Here is a 20555-nt window from a genome sequence, read left to right as displayed (position 1 = left end):
CCAGGGGCAGTGGCATGCTCACCGCCAACGCATTCCTGAACGCAGTTCACATGCATGAATGTGAAGAGGTGGCTGGACATGAACCACGGGCACGTCAGCAGACGGACACTTCTGGCCGGCGCCACCGCCGTGGCCCTGGGTGCGGCAACCGGCACGGCGGCAGCGGAGACGGGTGAAGTCCCCTGTGAAGTCCCCTCCCTCTGGCGGGAGTTCACCCGCACTCCGTTCACCCACCCGCAGATCCCCTACGTCGGCCGGGCGGGCCGGCGCGCCGGATCCCCGGGCTTCCCCCGCCCCCGCACCGTCGCCGACGTCACCGACTTCGGCGCCGTGCCCGACGGCACCACGGACTGCGCCCCCGCGATCAACCGTGCCATCGCCGCCGCCGGAAGGGCCGGCGGTGGCACGGTCACTATCCCGCCCGGCACCTTCCGCATCGACGGCCTGATCCGGATCGGCGACTCGAACGTCGTCCTGCGCGGCGCCGGCAGCGGCCGTACGACCCTGTACGCCACGAAGAACCTCACCGAACTGATCGGTGTCTACGGCTCCCGCTACGGCGGCGACAAGTCGTCCTGGTCCTGGGCCGGAGGCCTGATCTGGCTGGCGCCGAGGGCCCGTTGGGACTCCCTGGTGGCCGCGATCCGCGCCAGGTCCTGGCCCTTCGAGGGCTGGACCGGCAACGGGCGGGACGAGTGGACGACCCTCACGACCGTCGAGCCGGCCCTCCGGGGCTCATGGACGGTGACCGTGAGCGACGCGCGCGGGCTCGCGCCGGGCCGCCTGGTCCTCCTGCGCCTGGCCGACGACCCGGCGCACACCCTGCTGCAGCACATGGCGGGCGGCGGCCCCGGCCCCGCCGCCTACTACTGGGACGACAAGACCAAGCTGACCTCCTACGTCCCCTACGAGTGGCCCGTGCGCATCACCCGGGTGCACGGCCGCCGCGTCACCCTCGAACGCCCCCTCCCGCTCGACCTGCGCCCGGAGTGGGACCCCCGGCTGACCACGCACGTCCCCGAGCTGACGGGCTCGGGTGTGGAGGCCCTCACCCTGGAGGCGGTGGAGACCCCGCAGTCCCCGCACCTCCTGGACAAGGGCTACAACGGGGTCGTCCTCCAGTGCGCCTACGACTGCTGGGTGGACGACGTCACGGTCCGCCATGTCGACAACGGCTTCGGCCTGGTCGCCGCCTCCGCCTGCACCCTGCGCCGGACCCGGGTCGCCGGCCGCGGCTCGCACCACCCCTACTTCTGCCGCGAGGGCTCCCACGACAACCTGGTCGAGGACTTCACGATCGAACAGCGCACGGTGCCCGCGCCGCCCGACACCCAACTGCACGGCATCAACGTCGAGGGCCTGTCCTCCCACAACGTCTGGTCGCGCGGCGAGATGCAGATGGGCACCTTCGACTCGCACCGCGGCCTGCCCTTCGCCGACGTGCGCACCGACATCACGGTGAACAACAACGGCCGTCACGGCGGAGACGCCAGCGCGGGCCCCCTGTTCGGCGCCCGCTTCACCCACTGGAACATCAGGGTCACCAACGGCCGCGCGGGTCTGATGAAGCTCGACGGCCTGGCTCCCTGGTCGGCGACGGTGGGCCTGAACGAGGTCCGGGAGTTCGACCAGACCGATGTCCCCGACTTCACCGGCGATCTGCACGCCCGCCTGGAGCTGTACGGCACCACCGGCGTCGTACGCCCGCGCAACCTCTACGAGGCCCAGCGCGCGCTGCTCCGGTAGCGCCCCGGAGTCACCCCCACCAGCTTCTTGAAGTGCCGGGTGAGATGGGCCTGGTCGCAGAACCCGGTCGCCGCGGCCACCTCGCCCGGCGGCAGCCCGTCCAGCAGCAGCCGACGGGCCCGGCCGACCCGGCGGGAGGTCAGGTACTGGTGCGGTGCGATGCCGTAGGCGGCGCTGAACGCCCTTACCAGATGGGCGGGATGGGCGTGCAGCAGCCGGGCGGCGCCGGCGAGGGTGAGCCCCTCGGTGACGTGCTCGTCGAGCAGCTCGCGCAGGGAGCGGGCGAGGGCGGGGCCGGGGCGTCCGGCGTCGCCGGCCGTCCGGCGCCGCAGATGGTCCCGGAGCCGCTCCCCGACGAGGACCAGCCGGCTCTCCGCCTCCAGCTCGTCACCGGGCCGCCCGAGCGCCGCGTGCACCTGTGCGACCCGCAGCCGCAGCACCGGATCCCGGAGATCGGGCCCGTCGACGGCCGCACCGATCAGCTCGTCCCCGAGGTGGCTGCTGTCGAGGTACAGCACCCGCTTGCGGAAGCCGTGCGGGGTGGCGGGGGAGCCGTTGTGCGGAACGTGCGGCGGCAGCAGCGACACGGTGTCGTGCGGGGTTCCGTGTTCGTGCCGGTCCAGGTCGTACCGTACGGCCCCGTCGTCGACGATCAGCAGCGTCCAGGCGTCGTGGACGTGCATCGGGTAGGCGTACTCGGTGAAGTGGGCGTGGAAGACCTCCACGACACCCGGGACGCAGGGGCGCCAGGCGGAGACTTCGGGCTGAGCTGCGGCGGCCACGCAAAAAACGTACAAGACCCTGCCGTACGACGACCGGCAGTCTCACCCCATGAACACCGAACAGCGTCCCGATGCGGCCGCCGGCCGTGCTGCCGGCATGTCCGGCGAACCGATCCGCTTCGACACCAAGATCGCTGTACTGCTCCGTGCGGACCTGGAGTCCTGGCAGCGCCTGAACGTGACGGCGTTCCTGGTCAGCGGCCTGGGCAGCCAGGTCCCCGAGGTGATCGGGGACCTCTACGAGGACGCGGACGGCGTCGTCTGCCTCCCGATGTTCCGCCAGCCGGTGCTGATCTTCGAGGGGACGAAGGAAACCCTGAAGGCAGCGCACGCCCGGGCGCTCGCGCGGGCCCTGCCGCGTGCCGTCTTCACGGCCGACCTCTTCACGACGGGCAACGACCGCGACAACCGCGCGGCGGTGCGAGCGGTGGCGACGGCGGACCTGGATCTGGTCGGGCTGGCGGTCTACGGGCCGCGGAACGGGGTGGACAAGGTACTGAAGGGGGCGCGGATGCACCCGTGACTTCGACGCGGATGCACCCGTGACATCGGCGCGGATGCACCCGTGATCCGCCTACGGCTTGGACATCGGGCGGTCGGTCTGGGTGGCGTGCCGGGGCCGGCCCTTGGCCGAGATCTGGCCGACGAGTTCCCCGAAGCACACCAGAGCGGTGACCGGTGGAATTCCGAAGATCACCGGCGAGAGCTGAGCGTGTGACCAGTTACTGACGCACAACGCCACGGCCATCGCGGAGGCGGCCACCACAACGCACCAGGAACGGCGCGCACTCCGGCGCTGAACGGTGGCCCGCAGGACGGAGAGGGCCGCCACGAACCACGGCCCGTACACCGTCAGCGGCCAGCATTGCGCCAGTCTCATGGGCAGCACGGTCGAGGCGATACCGCGCAGTTGGCCGTAGGAATAGGAAACGGACCATCCCAGCATGCACACCGCGCACAGCGAGACCATCGCGATCAGGACCGTGATGTGCGTCGTGCGCCGGCCGCCGTCGAGCAGATGGGACTCCTGGCGGAGCCGCCGACGGCCGCTCCTGTGCCGGGACGGCACGGTCGGCGGGGTGGGCACGGTGGTCACGGGGGCCGTCGTGGACAGTATCTGGGCCAGCTCTTCGACCGGGTCCCAGTCGTTCGGCGCGATGTCCGGTTCGGGGACGCTCCAGATATTCTCGTAGAGACCGGTGTCGTCGTAAATCCTGTCCATCGATAATCCCTCTGGATCCTCCGTGCGCTCCGTCAGGAGGCTCCATACAGATCCGCCATGGCCCGCCGGTATTCAGTTTCCATTCTGTTGATTTTATTCAGGAAATCATGGAGCAGATCGGCGGACGACTTGAGCCCCGCATCGCCGTCCCAGTGAAGTGCGGTGGTCGGATGATCCTCTGTTGTATGCCAGTCCAATCGCGTCACGGTTCACCTAACGAAGGTGACCGGAGGCGGGGGTGTCGGGCATTCGGGGGAATATTCCATGCATACCGAATTTAAATGCTCGGTTCCGACGGCGCGGTGCGTACGGCGTGCCGAACGCGCTCACACCGCTGTGACCTCGTGCTTTATCGCCGTTCCGGCCGTCGTGCACGTCCCCGTGGGGGCATTCCGCCGGCGAGATCCCGCTGCGGGGGGTGGCATGTGCGCCATCTGTTCGGGTGTTTGTGTGCACGTCAACGCTTCTCGCCCGGGGGCCGGCGGCATACCTCTGGCGAGCACACACCGATCGAAGGAGACGTTCATGCGTGTACCCACCGTGCTGGCCGCCGTCGCGCTCGCCGGGACCGTTCTGCTCGGAGGCGCGACCCAGGCCCTCGCCGACGGCGACGACGACATGAGCAGCGCCGGAGCCGATTTCGGGAGCAGCTCTCCGGCTGCGCCCAGTGTCGGCCAGGGTTCGTCTGAATTTGGCCAGGGCGCGTCTGGTTTCGGGCAGGGTGCGTCTGATTTCGGTCAGCCCGGGTCTGTTTTCGATGGAGCCATGGGCCGCTGACGGCTGCGTCGCACCTTCGTCCCCTGCCCCGCACCGTGATGCTCTCGGTGCGGGGCAGGGGATCTTGCGTTCGCCGGGCGTCCGGCGGCGTGCCGAAGGGGTGCGGACGCGTCCGTGAACGGAATCTGCACAGCGTGTGCGCAACTGCGGACCGGGTGGATGCCGTTGGTGCGGAGTTGCCCCGGTCGGCGCGGCGGTGGCAAGAGCTGTGACCTGCCTCTGTGGCACGGTGTGTGGAGAAGTTGCCCCCGACGCGTGACCGTGTCCGCACGGATGGGTCACCGGTCACCGCCAACGGGCGCGGTGCGAGGGGCGGTTGACTGGATGCCCCGCGGGCTCCGTGATTTCATCGCTGGTGCCGCCGGGATCGCGCCAAGGTGTCCTGAAAAGGATGGCGCATGCCTCCGGCTGCGGCCTACCGCCTGTCCCCGGCGGGGCCGTTCCCCTTGTGGACCATCCATGCGAAGGGCAGTTTCCCCATGAACTCCGCTCACCAGGTTCAGACCCTCGAGATCTCCGACGCCGAACTCGACGGCGTCTCCGGCGGCCTGAGCCCCGAGGCCGGCATCACCGCCGGCTCCACGACCCTCGACAGCGCCGGCCTGCTGTCCCAGCTCGACGCCGTCAAGGGCGAGGCGCTGGGCGCCCTCGGCCAGTACCGCCGGATCGGCGTCAACGCCTCCTTCTGACGTCTGATCGCCGCACCGGGCCCCGGCCGGCGGAGAACCCCCGGCCGGAGCCCGGTCGTCATGGAGGCCCCGGCTCCTCAGGCGGCGCGGACCACGGGCTCGGCCTCCGCCGTCGGGGCGGACGCCATCGGGAGCTCCTTGGGCAGCCCCCGCATGAGCACTCCGTACCCCAGCCCCGCGACCGTTCCCACCACGGCACACATCCCCCACAGCCACCCCGCGCCCCACCGGTCGATGACCGTGCCCGACATGAGCGGCGCGATCAGCGAGGCGGCGGACCACGACAGCGTGTACATGCCCTGGTAGCGCCCGCGCCCGTGCACGGGCGACAGCCGGACGACGAGCCCGGTCTGCGTCGGCGCGCTCACGATCTCGGCGAGCGTCCACACGCACACGGTGAGCGCGAAGACGCCGACCGACCCGGCGAAGGCGGTGAGCCCGAAGCCGTAGCCCGCGAGCAGCGAGGACACGACGAGCAGCGAGCGCGGGTCGCGGTGCTCGATGAAGCGCGTGACCGGGATCTGCAGCACGACGATCAGGATGCCGTTGACGGCGATGGCCAGGCCGTAGTCGGCGGGCGAGAACCCGGCCCGCCCCATGGCCACCGGCAGTCCGACCGAGCCCTGCTGGAAGACGAGGGCGACGAGGAAGGACAGCCCGACGACGGCCATGTACCGCCCGTCACGCAGCACGGTTCCGAGGCTGATCTCGCCCTCCGCCTGCCTGGCGGCGGCCGTGGGCCGCGATTCGGGCAGCTTGACGAAGACGACGACCGCGCACGCCAGGGTCATCCCGGCCTCGATCAGGAACCCGGCGAGATAGCTGAACTCGGCGATGAACCCGGCGGCCATGGAGGAGACGGCGAAGCCGAGGTTGATGGCCCAGTAGTTGAGCGAGAACGCCCGCACCCGGTCCTCGGGCCGGACGATGTCGGCCATCATCGCCTGCACGGCAGGCCGGGAGGCGTTGGAGGCCATGCCGACGAGGAACGCGACGGCGGCGATGGCGACGGGGTCGTGCATGAAGCCGAGCAGCGCGACGGAGCCCGCGGTGGCCGTCTGCGCGATCAGCAGGGTGGGCCGCCTGCCGAGCCGGTCCGCCATCACCCCGCCGCCGAGCGCGGAGACGACTCCGCCGAGCCCGTGCAGGGAGGCGACGAGACCGGCGTAGGAGGCGGAGTAGCCGCGGTCGAGCGTGAGGTAGAGCGCCATGAAGGTGGCGACGAAGGCGCCCAGCCGGTTGACGAGAGTGCTGGTCCACAGCCACCAGAACTCCCGGGGGAGCCCGGAGACGCTCTCCCGGGTGGCTCGTCTGAGACGGGCGACGGACATGACGGACCCCCATGGATGTACAGCGACGACGTAAGTGGCTCGACCAGCAAGCGCAACTTACATGCGTGGACTTGACCGCGGCCACTCAATTAACAGAAGCCGTCAACTGTCCGGCTGCCGGGCACACGCTCTGGGGGCCGAATGCGTGGATTACGCTCTGGGGCATGGCCGACGCACCGTACAAGCTGATCCTCCTCCGTCACGGCGAGAGCGAGTGGAACGCGAAGAACCTGTTCACCGGCTGGGTGGACGTCAACCTGAACGAGAAGGGCGAGAAGGAGGCGGTCCGCGGCGGTGAGCTGCTCAAGGACGCCGGCCTGCTGCCCGACGTGCTCCACACGTCCCTCCAGAAGCGCGCGATCCGCACGGCCCAGCTGGCGCTGGAGTCCGCCGACCGCCACTGGATCCCCGTCCACCGCTCGTGGCGCCTGAACGAGCGCCACTACGGCGCCCTGCAGGGCAAGGACAAGGCGGCGACGCTGGCCGAGTTCGGCGAGGAGCAGTTCATGCTCTGGCGCCGCTCGTACGACACCCCGCCGCCCCCGCTCGCGGACGACTCCGAGTTCTCCCAGGCGAACGACGCCCGCTACGCCTCCATCCCGCCGGAGCTGCGCCCGAAGACGGAGTGCCTGAAGGACGTCGTCGTCCGCATGCTCCCGTACTGGTACGACGGCATCGTCCCCGACCTCCTGGCCGGCCGCACGGTCCTGGTCGCCGCCCACGGCAACAGCCTCCGCGCCCTGGTCAAGCACCTGGACGGCATCTCGGACGCGGACATCGCGGGCCTGAACATCCCGACGGGCATCCCGCTGTACTACGAGCTGGACGCCGACTTCAAGCCGCTCACCCCCGGCGGCACGTACCTCGACCCGGAGGCCGCCGCGGCGGCGATCGAGGCGGTCAAGAACCAGGGCAAGAAGAAGTAGCTTTTATGATCATGCCTCTGATCTGCACTTTCGGTGCGGATCAGGGGTGTTTTCTTGGTCTGGGACCTCCCCGGAACCTCAGCCCGTGTGATCTTGCGGGTGGAGAGCCTGCCCGAGAGTCTTCGGGCCCGCTCCCGGCTCTCGGCCTGCGGGATGACGCCCGCCTTCGCGGGAGCGGGAACCGTTTCATGTGCTCCTTGGCGCGTCGGCACAGTCCCTGCGGCGCTCCCGGCCACACTCGCCGGCGCTCCCGGCCACGCTCGCCCGGGAGCGCCCCGCGGCGCGTGGCTGCGGGGCGCCTTGTGGCGGTTAGTCGATCTTCTCCCCGTTGTGCGTACCGCCATTGCAGGTGTTGCTGGTGAGGTCAGCCGTTCCGCCGCCCTGCTTGCACTCGGAAGGGGTGACGTAGGATGGACCGCCCCGTGCGGCGGCGGTGGCGGTGGCGGCGCCTGTGAGGCCGAGTCCGGCGAGCGCTGCCGTGGCGATGACGGCGGCGAGGATTCGTCCCATGCGCATGTGGTTCCCCTTTCACGCATTGCCTCGGTTGGGGCACTAGCCAGCTTGATCTTCACCCATGTGGGTGGCACGTCGTATTGCGCCATTCGGGTGAAAGTCTTGTCGGGTGCGGGGTCGGTGATACGACCCGTCGGACAGGCCCTGGAACGAAGAGACCACCCCGGCCGGATGCGTGGTCTCTCCGTTGTTCCGGAGGGGGCGGCGTCCGCAACCGGCGCTGTCAGCGGGTGCGGAGACTGCTGGTGTACACGTCCGTACGGTTCTGTGGTGCGCCGGAGTGGGTCTCGGTGAGCACCGCCCGCACTCCCTTGCCGTCTGCCACCAGGCCTTGGTAGTCGCCGAGGAAGTAGCCCCCGGAGAACGGCGCCTGCAGCCAGTCGAAGACCCGCGAGATCCGTCGTTCGGTCCGGAGCTTCGGGTTTCCGTGCTGCAGCGTGGCCAGTTGATAGGCGGTGGGCAGGGTGGTGGTGTTGCCGGGCTTGAGGAAGCGCAGGTCGTAGTAGGTGAGCGCGACGCTCGCCGGCCTTGTCGTGGGTGACCAGTTCGGTCACGTTGTCACATTCGGGCGTTGCCGGTGCGCCCTGTGGCTCGCCCTGGTCGTCTGGACGTGTGAACAGCGCACACAAGCTCTGTCGGACGTGCGGCGAGGTCAAGCCGCACAGCGTTGTGACGACGTTCACCGTGGGTGCCTCGGTCGGAACGGGCCTGGACATGCGAACGACCTCGGCGGTCACCGTATGACGACACGGCCGAGGCCGTTCAGGACGGCGGGGAGCGCGGTGTTCAGGGCGGCGCGGACCGGCTCGAAGCGGTGACGGCGTTGGCTTCGAGACGGTCGGCGTCCACCATCGCTGGTGCCGCGGTGTCGAGACGGGCGCGGGCGGTCCACCCGACGGTGGACCGGGTGCCGTCACCCCGTACGCACCGCGCCGGGTGCACCGGCCGGACTGGTTGCCCAGCCGTGCGCCGACCGGTCAAGTGATCGCCGGCGTGGTCCCGTCGGGCAGCGAGCAGGCGAGGCCGGCGTAGGGGCGTGAAACGACCTGTCCGCCGGCGGCCGTGCAGTCGTCCCTGGAGATGTTCGGAGACGAGGCGGCCCCGGCGCTGACAGCGCCGACGGCGCTCACGCCGGCAAGGGTTGCCGCGGCCAGGGCGAGGCCCAGGATTCTTCGTACGCGCATGACTTCCTCCTCCTCTCAGGCGCCTTCGTTCGGCCTTCGGGAAGGACAAGTCTCATGACGACGGCGCCCTCTTGGTCAGCATGGGCGCTCCGCACGAGGCCCGCGAGGCGAGGCGAGGCTGGGCGCCGCGCCCGGAAGGTGACTGCCCGCCCCCGGAGAGGCATGACGTCACCGACCTCGACCGGCCGCATCGGTACGCCGTGTTCGCGTCGGCAGGAGCGGGGCGACGTCGATGTCCTTGGCGTCGGGACTGCCCACCGGGGCCGCGTTGTGTCCGGGCAGGCCACGCGTTGTGTCCGGACAGGCCACGCGTTGTGTCCGGGCAGGCCGGGGGTTGAGGAGGAGACGGGCCGTACGTCCCTGCCTCCGACCGGTGTCGGCGGGCGGCTGCCGCGCGCGGTCCTCTAACGCGGTTCGTGGGCCGCCGCCCGGCAGGCACCGGTCGCGGCGCCGCCCGCCACTCCGGCCCCGGTCAGCCCGGTCACACAACTCTGCAGGTCTCCGACCACGCCACGGCCGCAGGCCGCTGTGACGGAGTCGGAAGCGGTGGCACCGGCCAGTTCGGCCATCCGTGTGCAGGCGGGGATGTCCGCCCGGACCGCGGGAGCGGCGAGGACCGCACCGCCGAGGGTGAGGGTCAGACCGGTGAGGGCACCGGCGATACGGGTCGACGTGCGCATGGGACGCACCTGCCTTCCGGGTCGGTCGCGCGGTCCTGGTCCCGGCGGGCCGGATCCACGCGGTAAGGCCGCCTGGCGACGCTCGGTGAGTGGTGCCCCCGGCCGGCGGGCTCACAGATTGACCGCACGATTCCGCGTCGCATCCACTGAGCCGCACCGGGACATGGTCGCCAGGCCGAAGGAGACGGCCCCGGGCCGGATGAGACGCAGTCGGACCTCCACTCGCGGGCCCCTCACTCCAGCGTCGCACCCTCTACCCCGCCCGTCCTGGGCACCCGGAGGGCGGGCTCGTCCTGGACACCTGGAGCGACCGCGCTGAGTAACTGCGATGGTGCGAAGCGCGGTAGCCGACCCGTCCGGCCGACCGGGTGGATCGGACGGCCCAGCGTCCCAAGATCCGGACCGGCGAACGGCTGGGCAGGCGCCGCTGGACTTCAGCGAGCACGGTCGCTGACGGCCGGTTCGTCTCCTGAGCGGGCGGTCCATGCCGGGGTGGCATGTGGGGTGTGGCGCGGTGAAATCTGGGGGGATCGCCCGATGTATCCCCCGCTGCAGCAGGGCATACTGCCGAAAGGGTTCTGGATGCCGGGTTTCCCGGAATGTCGCCCATCACGCCGGCGAAATGACTCTGGCGGCTCATCAGTTCATGACCTGGTGGCGCATTCTGTGGTCAATTCCTTCCGCGATCGAATGGGGCTGCCCATCGGCAGGACTGTAGTCATGGGAAAGGAATCGTCATGGCTCACAAACTCGCAAAGTGTGCGGCGCTGCTGATCGCATCGGCTGCCCTGGCGGTGGGAGGTGCTCTGGGGTCCTCTGCCGCATTCGCCGCCCCGGCGACTACGGGAACTCACGTGACGGCGCGTGCTGACAACGGCGGGTGTGTGTACAACAACGCCAGTAACGCCTGCAACCCCACCGGCAGCGGTGGGAGCAACACAAGCAGCAGCGGGAGCAACACCAGCAGCAGCGGGAGCAACAGCGGCGGCAGCGGGAACGGCAGCGGCGGGTGTGTGTACAACAACGCCAGTAACGCCTGCAACCCCACAAGCAGCAGCGGGAGCAACACCAGCAGCAGCGGCGGCAGCGGGAACGGCAGCGGCGGGTGTGTGTACAACAACAGCAGCAACGCCTGCAATCCCACCGGCAACAGCAATAACAGCGGAGGCGGGAACAGTAGGAACAACAACACCAGTGCCGGCCAGGGAAATAACAGCAACAATCACAACAGGGGCTGGCGCGGGAGCAACCGCACGAACACCAGCAACAGGTGCAATGCCGGGAAGAACAACATCAATTTCAACTACTGCTGAATTCTCGAGTCCGACGGTCGGCTGGATCGAGAGGCAGGCCCGCCGGACCCAGGGCAGGAAGAAGCAGGCCCTATCGATCGAGCCCCCTGCCTGCGGGGTCGCAGCAGGCAGGGGGCTCGGTGCCGTGCCGGGGCCGTGTCCGGGCCGCGGCACTCAGATGCGGGTGATGCTCAGACGCCCAGCGCCACGCACGCCACGGCCACCCAGCCGTCGTGGCCGTTGATCCGTACGGTCATCCACTCGGTGCTGGTGATGTGGCACGCCGTGTACCGCTGGCGGTTCACGGAGCTCTCGCCGAGGCTGCCGCACGGCAGCTTTCCCTTGGCGGCGATGGTGCCGATGACCGCGTACGTCGTCCCGGCCCCGCTGCGCACGTTCAGCTCGGAGCCGGAGGTGTTGTAGACGTGGCAGCTGAACGCGGCGGCGGAAGCGGTCTTCGTGGTGGTCTGCGCGGGCGCGGCGCCGGCCGGGGCGATCGCGAACGCCGTGGCGCCGATGAGCGAAGCGGTGACGGTCGCGGCCTTCAGAGAGAGATGCACAGTTCCCCGATTCATTATTTTCATGATCACCGGCACCCTACAACGGCTCACGCCGTGAGGCGGATCGGCCCTGGCGGCCATGTCCAGTCCGGTAGTTGGGCGTGCGGTGCGGGGCGGGGACGTCGCCGTGAGCCGTGCCGGATGAACTCGCCCGCGGGACCGTGCCTGCCATCGCCCGCCGCGGCACCCGGCACGCCGCGGCACCCGGCACAGCACGGCACGGGGCTGGCCGACGACGCGCATGACTCTGTGCGGAGGCTCGTTGCAGGCCATCCACGTTCGCCACGCTCGGCAGTTGCGCGTTTGGTCGATGACCCGTGGCCGGCCATCGCGCAGGAGGCCCGCGCCCGACCGGCCAGCTGGCCGTCCGCGGAACCGCCCGGGCCTTCCTGACGCGGCGGTTGCACGCTGGTGCGGCAGCTGTGTTCACCGGACGTGCGGACCTCGGCCGGACGCCCTCCGCAGACGGCCGCGGCGGTCAGGCTGTGATGCGGTGGATGTCTCGTTGCGCGGAGGCGGTGACGGCGCTGACGACGGCGGTCGCGACGAAGGTCCCGATCATGACCATCACCACGCCGATCATGAAGAGGCCGCTGGAATCGTCCGACCAGTCGCAATAGGCGGCGACGGTCATGCCGGCCGTGGTGCCGAGCACCGCGCCTGCGACGTAGCGCCGGTATGCCGCCCAGCACACCGGTACCAGCAGGGTCAGCACCAGCCCGATCACCTGCCACGGCTCGTACGGGCCGGTCGTCGTACCGTCAGGGTGCACGTCGCGATGCTGGTCCCAGCCCAGCCAGGCGGCCCACGCCGTCAGCGACAGACCGGCCAGCACGGGGATCGACAGCAACTGGAGAACGGCTTTCAGTCCTTGACGCATGCCCCCAGCGTCCCGGCCCACCCTGTTCACCGGCCAGGGCGCAAGTACTCAGTTCCACCCGAGTACGTCGGCCCGCGCCCACCCGAGTACGTCGGCCCGCGCCCACCCGAGTACGTCGGCCCGCGCCCACCCGAGTACGTCGGCCCGCGCCCGCCCGTGTGCGTCGGCCCGCGTCCGGTTCAAGCGCGGTTCCAGGAGCCGGAGTCACCGGCCGCGTCGGACACCTCGGCGGCGGCGTGGTCGGCAAGCGTCCGCAGGGCCCGGGCCGACGGTGATCCCGGCTCCGCCGTCTGCAGGACGAGGGTCTGGTCCGGGTCGCCGGGCACGGGGAGGGACTCGAAGTCCAGCGTGATCTCGCCGGCGAGGGGATGGCGGTAGCGCTTGGTGCCGTGGGCGTGCTCGACCACGTCGTGCGCGTCCCGCCAGCGGCTGAAGTCGTCGTCCCGGTCCGACAGCTCGGCGATCAGTCCGGTCAGCAGGGGGTCCTGAGGGTGGCGGCCCGCGTAGAGGTGGAGGGATGCCACGGCGTCGCGTCCGGCGGCCGCCCAGTCGGCGAACAGCTCGCGGGCGGCCGGGTCGAGGAAGACGTAGCGCGCCACATTGCGCTCCCGGCGGGGCATGGCCTCGAAGTCGGTGTACAGGGCGCGGGCCAGTCGATTGGCGGCCAGGACGTCCATGCGACAGCCGATGATCAGGGCGGGGGTGTCGCGCAGGCTGTCCAGCAGTCTGTGCAGACCGGGGCGGACGCGCTGCGCGGGCGCGGGGTTGCGGGAGGTCCGGAAGGTCCGGGTGGTGGTGTGTCCGGCGAGGTCGAAGAGATGGGTGCGTTCGGCGCCGTCCAGTCGCAGGGCCCGGGCCACGGCGTCCAGCACGGTGTCCGAGGCGTTGATGGGGCGGCCGCGTTCCAGGCGGGTGTAGTAGGTGAACGCCATCACCCGGCTCGTTCCGGAAGGGCCGGCCCGGGCCGCGTAGCCGACGGGCGCGGGCCGGACGACCGGGAAAGCGGTCCGCAGGTCCGCGCTTCCAACGAGTGAATCCGGCCGCCGCCCGAGTGGCGGCCGATGGAACAGCGGGAAGGCCTGTTTCGCAGACCGGACAAGCGATGGGCAGGGAGCGTCCCCATGCCGAAGTTCCTCATTCAGGCCACCTACACGACCGAGGGTACGAAGGGGCTGCTCACGGAAGGCGGGAGTGGCCGCCGTGCCGCCGTCGAGCAGGTCGTCACCGGCCTCGGCGGGACGGTCGAGACCATGTACTTCGCCTTCGGGCAGGACGACCTCGTCATGATCGTGGACTTTCCCGATCCGGTCTCGATGGCCGCCGTCAGCCTGACCGTCAAGGCCAGCGGCGCCCTCCAGACCCGGGCCACCCCTCTCCTCACCCTCGATGAGATCGACGAGGCCGCCCGCCGGCAGGTCGCCTTCCGCGCCCCCGGCGCGTGAACCGGACCCGCTAGGGTGCGCGCGTGACTGAAGCGCACCAGGGGACGGGTGACGAACAGTGGGACGAGTTCGTCAGGGAGTTCGAGAAGAGCGCGGGGATTCACGGGTCGAGCGCGACTGGGCGCGCGGCGATTCACGAGCCGAGCGCGGCTGAGCGCGCGGGCCTTCAGGAGCCGGGCGCAGCCGAGCGCGCGGCTGCTGCGCAACGGCCGCGACGCCGCAGGGCCCTTGCGGTGACAGCCGGGCTCGGTGCCGTGGCCGCACTGGCCGGGGCGGGGCTGTGGCTGAGTTCGGGGCACCACGCGACAGCGCACGCGAAGGCCGCGCCCCCAGCCCGGCACGCTCCCACGGCGCCCTCGGCCCGGCACGCCCCGGCCGCGCCCGCGGCCCGGCCGACGGTGACCGCGGGTGCCGGGGCGGCGAAGCCGGCCACGGAGCCGATGGTCACCGCTGATCAGGCGTTCCCCGCACACATCGGCGGCTTTACGAAGGTCAGGCAGTCCGGCGGTCCGAACTGCACGGGCTCGGGCATGGTCGGTCCGAACCTGACCGCGTTGATCCAACGGAGCAAGGGCTGCCGGGGCGTCGTAGGGGCGCTCTACAAGGACGCGGCGAACAACGAGTACACGATGGTCGCGTTCGGGATGAAGGATCCGCAGGACGTCGCTCATCTGGTCACTGCCCTGGCATCGAACCCCACGGACCACGAGGTCGGCGTGCTGCTGCCGCCCGCCGGATCCGGTCTGCGGTCGCTGCCGGCGGACAGCGGGCTGGTGCAGTCGTTCGCCGGGACCGACAGACTGCTGCTGGTCGGCCTGGGCCAGTGGTCGGACGGCCGTACCAAGGACTACCGGTCGCTGACCGGCAAGCTCCAGCCGCTCATGACCGCGGTGCAGAAGCGCCTGCGGCGAGAGCCGGTGTGAACCGCGTCGAGCTCACACCGGCCCGGGCAGCCGTACGGTCAGCCGCACTGGCAGGGCGCGCCCGACTGGCATCCGCACCCGCAGCCCGAACCGCAGCCGCACGCGCCTACCAGCGGCAGGCTCCTGATCTGGGCGGGCTGGTCGGTCTCGCGCTCCTGGGTGGGGTTGGGCGTGGTGCTGGGGGATTCGGCCATGGGTCCCTCCTCGACACGGGGGCTGGTGCCCTCGCCCATTGCATGCCCGTTTTGCTGGGCGCATCAACGGCGCATGGATGCGCTCGCGCGCCCCGCCCGGCACTCCACGAGCCCCCGAGAGGGCTCGTAGGGCCCGGAGATGGGGCCCGGAAATGAAGATACGACAGGACCTGGCCTCGCGGGAGGGAGCTGGACGCCCCGAAAGAGCCGGCCGCGAGGGAAGCATCCGGACACCCCGAAAGATCCGGACGCCCGGGAGGGATCCGGACGCCCGGGAGGGATCCGGACGCCCGCAAAGATCTGGACGCCCGCAAAGATCTGGACGCCCGGCAGGACCCGGACGCCCAGAAGGAGCCGGGCGTCCGGAGGGATCCGGACGCCCGGGAGAATCCCGGTGCCCAGGAGGTCCCGGGCGCCCGGTCGGCCTGCGGTGCTACGCCCCCTCGGACCCGGTCACCGGGTGGATGTCCGACTGCAGCTCGTCCGCGTGCTCACCCGTGACCAGGAAGACGACGCGCTTGGCGACGGCCACCGCGTGGTCGGCGTACCGCTCGTAGTAGCGGCCCAGCAGGGTCACGTCGACGGCCGTCTCGATGCCGTGCTTCCAGCGCTCGTCGATCAGGTGCTGGAAGAGGGTGCGGTGCAGGAGGTCCATCGCGTCGTCGTCCTGCTCCAGCTGGAGGGCGAGGTCGACGTCCTTCGTCACGATCACCTCGGCCGCCTTCGCCATCAGGCGCTGCGCGAGCTGGCCCATCTCCAGGATGGTGGCGTGCAGGTCCTGCGGGACCGCACGGTTGGGGAAGCGCAGCCGGGCGAGCTTCGCCACGTGCTGGGCGAGGTCGCCGGAGCGCTCCAGGTCGGCGGACATGCGCAGCGACGTGACGACGATACGGAGGTCGGTCGCCACCGGCTGCTGGCGGGCGAGCAGGGCTATCGCCCGCGCCTCCAGGTCGTGCTGGAGCTCGTCGACCTTCTGGTCCGCCTCGATCACGCTCTCGGCCAGCTTCAGGTCGGCGTCGAGGATGGCGGTCGTGGCGCGCCCGATCGCCGACCCGACCAGCCGGGCCATCTCCACCAGACCGTCGCCGATCGAGTCCAGTTCCTCGTGGTACGCGTCCCGCATCAGGGTTCCCTCTCGTACGTGTGCTTAGGGGTTCCGGGGGCCGTGACACCACGCGCCCCGTGGCGAAACCAGCGGTGCGAACCCCACGCTCCCACGTTCTGCCCCGGACGCGACCGTTTCTGCCACCCCAAATGAACCAACACTGGCTCCCAGGTGAACTCTGGGCGACGAGTGGCCGAGGTCGCACCTCGACGGCTGTGGGCATGTCGTACCGCATGCCTAACCTGGATGCATGGACGTGAACGCGGCGGTCGCCGCAGCGGCAGCGATCGCCGGGGTGCTCACCGGCGTCATCGCCATGCTGGCGTTCCGCTGGAGCGAACGCGACCAGAAGCGACCGACCAGGACTTCTTTGCACACCGATCCCGTACTCCCGCCCGGAGTGGACACCGTTCTGTCGGTGCTCCGCTCCTCGGCCGTCGTCCTCGACGAGGGCGACGCCGTAGTCAAGGCAAGCTCCGCCGCCTACGCCCTCGGGCTGGTCCGCGGCGGCAAGCTCGCCATCGAACCCATGCTCCAGATGGCCCGGGACACCAGACGGGACGGGGAGATACGCCAGGTCGAGCTGGACCTGCCCCGTCGCGGCTCCGGCCGGGGCGAGGCCCTCGCCGTCTCCGCACGCGTGGCCCCGCTCGGCTCCCGCCTGGTCCTGCTGCTGGTCGAGGACCTCACCGAGGCGCGCCGGATCGAGGCCGTACGGCGTGACTTCGTGGCCAACGTGAGCCACGAGCTGAAGACACCCGTCGGCGCGCTCTCCCTGCTCTCCGAGGCCGTCATGGACGCCTCGGACGACCCCGAGGCCGTTCAGCGCTTCGCGGGCCGCATGCAGATCGAGGCGACCCGGCTGACCAACCTGGTCCAGGAACTGATCGACCTCTCGCGGGTGCAGAACGACGACCCGCTCGAGGACGCCGAACCCGTCCGGGTGGACGAGCTGGTCGCCGAGGCCATCGACCGCTGCCGTCACCAGGCCGGCACCAAACAGATCACCATGGCCGCCGGCGGTACCGCCGACCTGCACGTCTGGGGCAATCGCGGTCAGCTGGCCGCGGCCCTCGGCAACCTCGTCGAGAACGCCGTGAACTACTCCCCGGCCCGCACCCGCGTCGGCATAGCCGCCCGCCGGGTCAGCGCATCCGGCGGCGACATGATCGAACTCGCCGTCACGGACCAGGGCATCGGCATCACCGACAAGGACAAGGAGCGCATCTTCGAGCGCTTCTACCGCGTCGACCCGGCCCGCTCCCGGGCCACCGGAGGCACCGGTCTGGGTCTCGCGATCGTCAAGCACGTGGTCGCCTCGCACGGCGGGGAGGTCACGGTCTGGAGCGCCGAAGGCCAGGGCTCCACCTTCACCCTCAGGCTGCCGGAGGCGGGTGTGGCCCGCGACCGCGCACAGCAGCATCCCGACCTCGACGACGAGGCCGGCGGCCCCACCGAGACATCCCCGTACGAACCGCTTACCGCCCCGGAGGTCCTTCCGTGACCCGAGTGCTCGTCGTCGAGGACGAGGAGTCCTTCTCCGACGCCCTGTCCTACATGCTCCGCAAGGAGGGCTTCGAGGTCGCCGTGGCGGCGACCGGCCCCGACGGACTCGACGAGTTCGAGCGCAACGGCGCCGATCTCGTCCTCCTCGACCTGATGCTGCCGGGGCTGCCCGGCACGGAGGTGTGCCGCCAGCTGCGCGGCCGCTCCAACGTCCCCGTGATCATGGTGACCGCGAAGGACAGCGAGATCGACAAGGTCGTGGGCCTGGAAATAGGAGCCGACGACTACGTCACCAAGCCCTTCTCGTCCCGCGAGCTGGTCGCCCGTATCCGGGCCGTCCTGCGCCGCCGCGGCGAGCCGGAGGAGGTGACGCCGGCCGCGCTGGAGGCGGGCCCGGTCCGCATGGACGTCGACCGCCACGTCGTGACGGTCTCCGGCTCCAAGGTCGACCTTCCGCTCAAGGAGTTCGACCTCCTGGAGATGCTGCTGCGCAACGCGGGCCGCGTGCTGACCCGTATGCAGCTGATCGACCGGGTCTGGGGCGCCGACTACGTGGGCGACACCAAGACCCTCGACGTCCACGTCAAGCGCCTGCGCGCCAAGATCGAGCCGGACCCGGGAGCGCCGCGCTACCTGGTGACGGTCCGTGGCCTCGGCTACAAGTTCGAGCCGTAAACCGGACCGGACAATTCACGGCGAACCGCGCGATTCACGGCTAACCGCATGGATCACGACGAAAGGGCGGCACCCCGGCCGGGGTGCCGCCCTTCGTGCGTACGGCTGCTCAGTGGCCGGCGGCCGACTGCGACGCCGAGTCGCTGGGGGTGGCGCCGGTGGTCGCCGTGTCCGTGGCGCTCGCGGTCGAGGAGGGGGTGGACTTGCCGCCCTTGCCCGGCTTGGCGTTGCCGGACGCGGACGCGCCCGGGGCGGCGGAGGTGGTGGCCGAGGCGGAGGGAATCTCGCTCGGGCCCCAGCCGGTGAAGTAGCTGGTGGCCGGGACCACGAAGGCGCGCAGGTTCACCGGACCGGTCTGGCTGAAGGTGAAGGTGACCTTCTGCGCGTTGCCGTCCTGGACCGCCTCACGGCCGCTGGCCAGCACGGCGGAGCCGTTGCCCTTGCCGCCGAGGATCAGCGAGCCGTGGGCCGGAACGGTCAGGCTCTGGCCCTTGGCGGGGGACAGCTTGACACTCTCGCTGGAGCCGGCGACGGTGATCGACTGCAGGGTCTGGGCCGTCTTGCCCTGGTTGAAGATGGTCGCGGAGATCACGGCCGGACCGGACGCCTTCAGGTCGGGCTGGGTGATGACCGTGGCGTTCTGGATCTTGATGTTGCCGACGCTGGTCGCGGCGTTGTCCGGCTGGATCTCCAGTGTCTGGGAGTTGTTGCCGGCGCCGCAGGCGGCGAGCGAGGCGATCGAGAAGGCGATGGCGGAGGCGGCGAGGGCGCCGCGTCGAAGGCTGCTGCTCACGGCGGCGGCAACTCCTTGAACCAGGGGCGGCTCCTCATAAAGCCACCCTAAGTGTCTGTCAGCGGCCTTAGGCTACCGAGCCGTTCCCGCGCGTCTGCACCCGACCCTCCCCCAAGCGCCCGGCTTCCCTCCGGCTGGCCGTACATCGGCGGTTCATCGCACGCGCCCCACCCGCCGCAAGTGACCCATGAGTCACATTGACGAGGTACTCGTCCTCCATTCGTATAACGCGGCCGCAACACCCGAGTCCGCATCCCCGCAACGCGCCCCGCAAATTTTCCGTGAAGGAATGCACGGGCCACCCGGGATATTGATCACCGACCGCCCATCCGGCCGCCTGTGATCAATTCCGGATTCGTCTCGTAGCCGGCTCGGGTCACCGAACGGAGTAGCGGAAGTCGTACGCTTGGAAGCGGACAAATCGGGACGTTCATCCACTTGGAGACGGCTCGGCGAGCGTGTAGCGTACGCGTTTCACCTCGCCTGGAGAGCCCCTCCCACCTGCGAATTCCTGGTTCCGCAGGGCCCCCGCAGCACGTTCCTGTCGCTGTTGTCAAGCCCTGAGATATGCCCTGACCTGCGAAAACGCCATTCAGAAGACGCCGTATCCGTGTTACCCTGGATAGCCACGGAAGGGGTACCTGTCACATGACGTTCAAGGTTGGCGACACCGTGGTCTATCCCCATCACGGGGCCGCGCTGATCGAGGCCATCGAAACTCGCCAGATCAAAGGCGTGGACAAGACCTACTTGGTGCTGAAGGTCGCCCAGGGTGACCTCACGGTGCGTGTGCCAGCGGACAATGCTGAGTTCGTGGGCGTGCGTGATGTGGTCGGTCAGGACGGGCTGGACCGGGTCTTCGAGGTGCTGCGCGCACCGTATGCCGAGGAGCCCACGAACTGGTCCCGGCGCTACAAGGCAAATCTGGAGAAGCTTGCCTCCGGCGATGTCATCAAGGTCGCGGAAGTGGTGCGTGACCTGTGGCGTCGTGAGCGCGAGCGCGGACTGTCCGCCGGTGAGAAGCGCATGCTCGCCAAGGCCCGCCAGATCCTGGTGAGCGAGCTCGCTCTCGCGGAGAACACGAACGAGGACAAGGCCGAGGCCCTGCTCGACGAGGTGCTCGCCTCCTGACGCGCAGCAGGCGGCATCCGCCGCCCACAGCACGCTCAGCACAGTGAAAATGCCGCGGTGCCCGATGACACTGACCCTGTCGCCGGGCGCTGCGGCATGTTCGTCCCCGGATTCCGGTGGCCGGATTCCGGTTACCCCCGCGGCCGCCTCGGCGGGCCGCCGTACCGCTTGCCGTTCACCTCGGGGGAAATCCCCCGATACTTG

Annotated in this window: 23 protein-coding genes; 10 read left to right on the top strand and 13 right to left on the bottom strand. The window is 70.1% G+C overall.

The window, feature by feature from the left end; translation table 11 throughout:
• Positions 1-78 precede the first annotated feature (78 nt).
• The gene (locus ACZ7P3_RS24620; RefSeq protein ID WP_472085084.1) at positions 79-1746 is read left to right on the top strand and encodes a glycosyl hydrolase family 28-related protein; all 1668 of its coding nucleotides are present in this window, start codon (positions 79-81) and stop codon (positions 1744-1746) included.
• On the opposite strand, the gene ACZ7P3_RS24615 is transcribed toward ACZ7P3_RS24620, so the two are convergent.
• Positions 1716-2528 (bottom strand): helix-turn-helix transcriptional regulator, encoded by an 813-nt coding sequence (locus ACZ7P3_RS24615; protein WP_472085083.1) that lies wholly within the window; start codon positions 2526-2528, stop codon positions 1716-1718. The two genes, ACZ7P3_RS24620 and ACZ7P3_RS24615, sit on opposite strands and share 31 nt — an antisense overlap.
• Before the next feature lie 49 nt (positions 2529-2577).
• Here ACZ7P3_RS24615 and ACZ7P3_RS24610 point away from each other — a divergent pair, with 49 nt between their 5' ends.
• A complete protein-coding gene (locus ACZ7P3_RS24610; protein WP_472085081.1) occupies positions 2578-3051 on the top strand; it encodes a DUF2000 family protein in 474 nt (157 codons plus the stop codon).
• A 51-nt stretch (positions 3052-3102) separates the two neighbouring features.
• On the opposite strand, the gene ACZ7P3_RS24605 is transcribed toward ACZ7P3_RS24610, so the two are convergent.
• Complete coding sequence (locus ACZ7P3_RS24605) at positions 3103-3750, bottom strand: DUF2637 domain-containing protein (RefSeq protein WP_472085079.1); 648 nt, start codon at positions 3748-3750, stop codon at positions 3103-3105.
• 32 nt (positions 3751-3782) lie between these two features.
• Positions 3783-3956: a hypothetical protein gene (locus ACZ7P3_RS24600; RefSeq protein WP_472085077.1), complete on the bottom strand. Its 174-nt coding sequence runs from the start codon at positions 3954-3956 to the stop codon at positions 3783-3785.
• 319 nt (positions 3957-4275) lie between these two features.
• Between ACZ7P3_RS24600 and ACZ7P3_RS24595 the strand changes: the two genes are divergently transcribed.
• Positions 4276-4527, top strand: coding sequence for a hypothetical protein (locus ACZ7P3_RS24595; RefSeq protein WP_472085075.1), 252 nt, complete (start codon positions 4276-4278; stop codon positions 4525-4527).
• A gap of 398 nt (positions 4528-4925) precedes the next feature.
• Positions 4926-5216: a hypothetical protein gene (locus ACZ7P3_RS24590; protein WP_472085073.1), complete on the top strand. Its 291-nt coding sequence runs from the start codon at positions 4926-4928 to the stop codon at positions 5214-5216.
• 77 nt (positions 5217-5293) lie between these two features.
• On the opposite strand, the gene ACZ7P3_RS24585 is transcribed toward ACZ7P3_RS24590, so the two are convergent.
• On the bottom strand, positions 5294-6547 hold the full coding sequence (locus ACZ7P3_RS24585) for an MDR family MFS transporter (protein WP_472085071.1): 1254 nt from the start codon (positions 6545-6547) through the stop codon (positions 5294-5296).
• Between the two features lie 164 nt (positions 6548-6711).
• Here ACZ7P3_RS24585 and ACZ7P3_RS24580 point away from each other — a divergent pair, with 164 nt between their 5' ends.
• The gene (locus tag ACZ7P3_RS24580; RefSeq protein WP_472085069.1) at positions 6712-7473 is read left to right on the top strand and encodes a phosphoglyceromutase; all 762 of its coding nucleotides are present in this window, start codon (positions 6712-6714) and stop codon (positions 7471-7473) included.
• A gap of 309 nt (positions 7474-7782) precedes the next feature.
• Here ACZ7P3_RS24580 and ACZ7P3_RS24575 read toward each other — a convergent pair whose 3' ends face one another.
• The 7 genes from ACZ7P3_RS24575 to ACZ7P3_RS24545 all read right to left on the bottom strand — a co-directional run bounded on the left by ACZ7P3_RS24575 (position 7783) and on the right by ACZ7P3_RS24545 (position 13514).
• Complete coding sequence (locus tag ACZ7P3_RS24575; RefSeq protein WP_472085067.1) at positions 7783-7989, bottom strand: hypothetical protein; 207 nt, start codon at positions 7987-7989, stop codon at positions 7783-7785.
• Positions 7990-8963: 974 nt separating this feature from the next.
• Positions 8964-9170, bottom strand: a complete 207-nt coding sequence (locus ACZ7P3_RS24570; protein WP_472085065.1) for a hypothetical protein — start codon at positions 9168-9170, stop codon at positions 8964-8966.
• 404 nt (positions 9171-9574) lie between these two features.
• Positions 9575-9850, bottom strand: a complete 276-nt coding sequence (locus ACZ7P3_RS24565) for a hypothetical protein (RefSeq protein ID WP_398889759.1) — start codon at positions 9848-9850, stop codon at positions 9575-9577.
• Positions 9851-10700: 850 nt separating this feature from the next.
• Entirely contained in the window at positions 10701-11072 is a 372-nt protein-coding gene (locus tag ACZ7P3_RS24560; protein ID WP_472085063.1) for a hypothetical protein, read from the bottom strand.
• A gap of 261 nt (positions 11073-11333) precedes the next feature.
• Positions 11334-11702 carry an SH3 domain-containing protein gene (locus ACZ7P3_RS24555; protein ID WP_472085061.1) on the bottom strand — a complete coding sequence of 123 codons (369 nt, stop codon included), beginning with the start codon at positions 11700-11702 and terminating at the stop codon, positions 11334-11336.
• Positions 11703-12180: 478 nt separating this feature from the next.
• On the bottom strand, positions 12181-12582 hold the full coding sequence (locus ACZ7P3_RS24550) for a hypothetical protein (RefSeq protein WP_472085059.1): 402 nt from the start codon (positions 12580-12582) through the stop codon (positions 12181-12183).
• A 179-nt stretch (positions 12583-12761) separates the two neighbouring features.
• A complete protein-coding gene (locus ACZ7P3_RS24545) occupies positions 12762-13514 on the bottom strand; it encodes a helix-turn-helix transcriptional regulator (protein ID WP_472085057.1) in 753 nt (250 codons plus the stop codon).
• Between the two features lie 189 nt (positions 13515-13703).
• Between ACZ7P3_RS24545 and ACZ7P3_RS24540 the strand changes: the two genes are divergently transcribed.
• Positions 13704-14024, top strand: a complete 321-nt coding sequence (locus tag ACZ7P3_RS24540) for a GYD domain-containing protein (protein WP_472085055.1) — start codon at positions 13704-13706, stop codon at positions 14022-14024.
• A 23-nt stretch (positions 14025-14047) separates the two neighbouring features.
• Positions 14048-14947 (top strand): hypothetical protein, encoded by a 900-nt coding sequence (locus ACZ7P3_RS24535; RefSeq protein ID WP_472085053.1) that lies wholly within the window; start codon positions 14048-14050, stop codon positions 14945-14947.
• A 627-nt stretch (positions 14948-15574) separates the two neighbouring features.
• Here ACZ7P3_RS24535 and phoU read toward each other — a convergent pair.
• On the bottom strand, positions 15575-16264 hold the full coding sequence (gene phoU / locus ACZ7P3_RS24530; RefSeq protein ID WP_472085051.1) for a phosphate signaling complex protein PhoU: 690 nt from the start codon (positions 16262-16264) through the stop codon (positions 15575-15577).
• 232 nt (positions 16265-16496) lie between these two features.
• On the opposite strand from phoU, the gene phoR reads away from it, so the two are divergent.
• Both phoR and phoP read left to right on the top strand, forming a co-directional pair.
• Entirely contained in the window at positions 16497-17750 is a 1254-nt protein-coding gene (gene phoR / locus ACZ7P3_RS24525) for a two-component system sensor histidine kinase PhoR (RefSeq protein ID WP_472085049.1), read from the top strand.
• Between the two features lie 5 nt (positions 17751-17755).
• Entirely contained in the window at positions 17756-18427 is a 672-nt protein-coding gene (phoP, locus tag ACZ7P3_RS24520; RefSeq protein WP_018568744.1) for a two-component system response regulator PhoP, read from the top strand.
• A 109-nt stretch (positions 18428-18536) separates the two neighbouring features.
• On the opposite strand, the gene ACZ7P3_RS24515 is transcribed toward phoP, so the two are convergent.
• The gene (locus ACZ7P3_RS24515) at positions 18537-19220 is read right to left on the bottom strand and encodes a copper chaperone PCu(A)C domain-containing protein (protein ID WP_472085047.1); all 684 of its coding nucleotides are present in this window, start codon (positions 19218-19220) and stop codon (positions 18537-18539) included.
• Positions 19221-19868: 648 nt separating this feature from the next.
• Here ACZ7P3_RS24515 and ACZ7P3_RS24510 point away from each other — a divergent pair.
• On the top strand, positions 19869-20351 hold the full coding sequence (locus ACZ7P3_RS24510; RefSeq protein WP_003953493.1) for a CarD family transcriptional regulator: 483 nt from the start codon (positions 19869-19871) through the stop codon (positions 20349-20351).
• Positions 20352-20555 lie beyond the last annotated feature (204 nt).

It is taken from the genome of Streptomyces sp. NPDC107581 (assembly GCF_055657175.1).
Note: the sequence above shows the minus strand (reverse complement) of the source record. Positions and strands in the feature narration are given on the sequence as shown.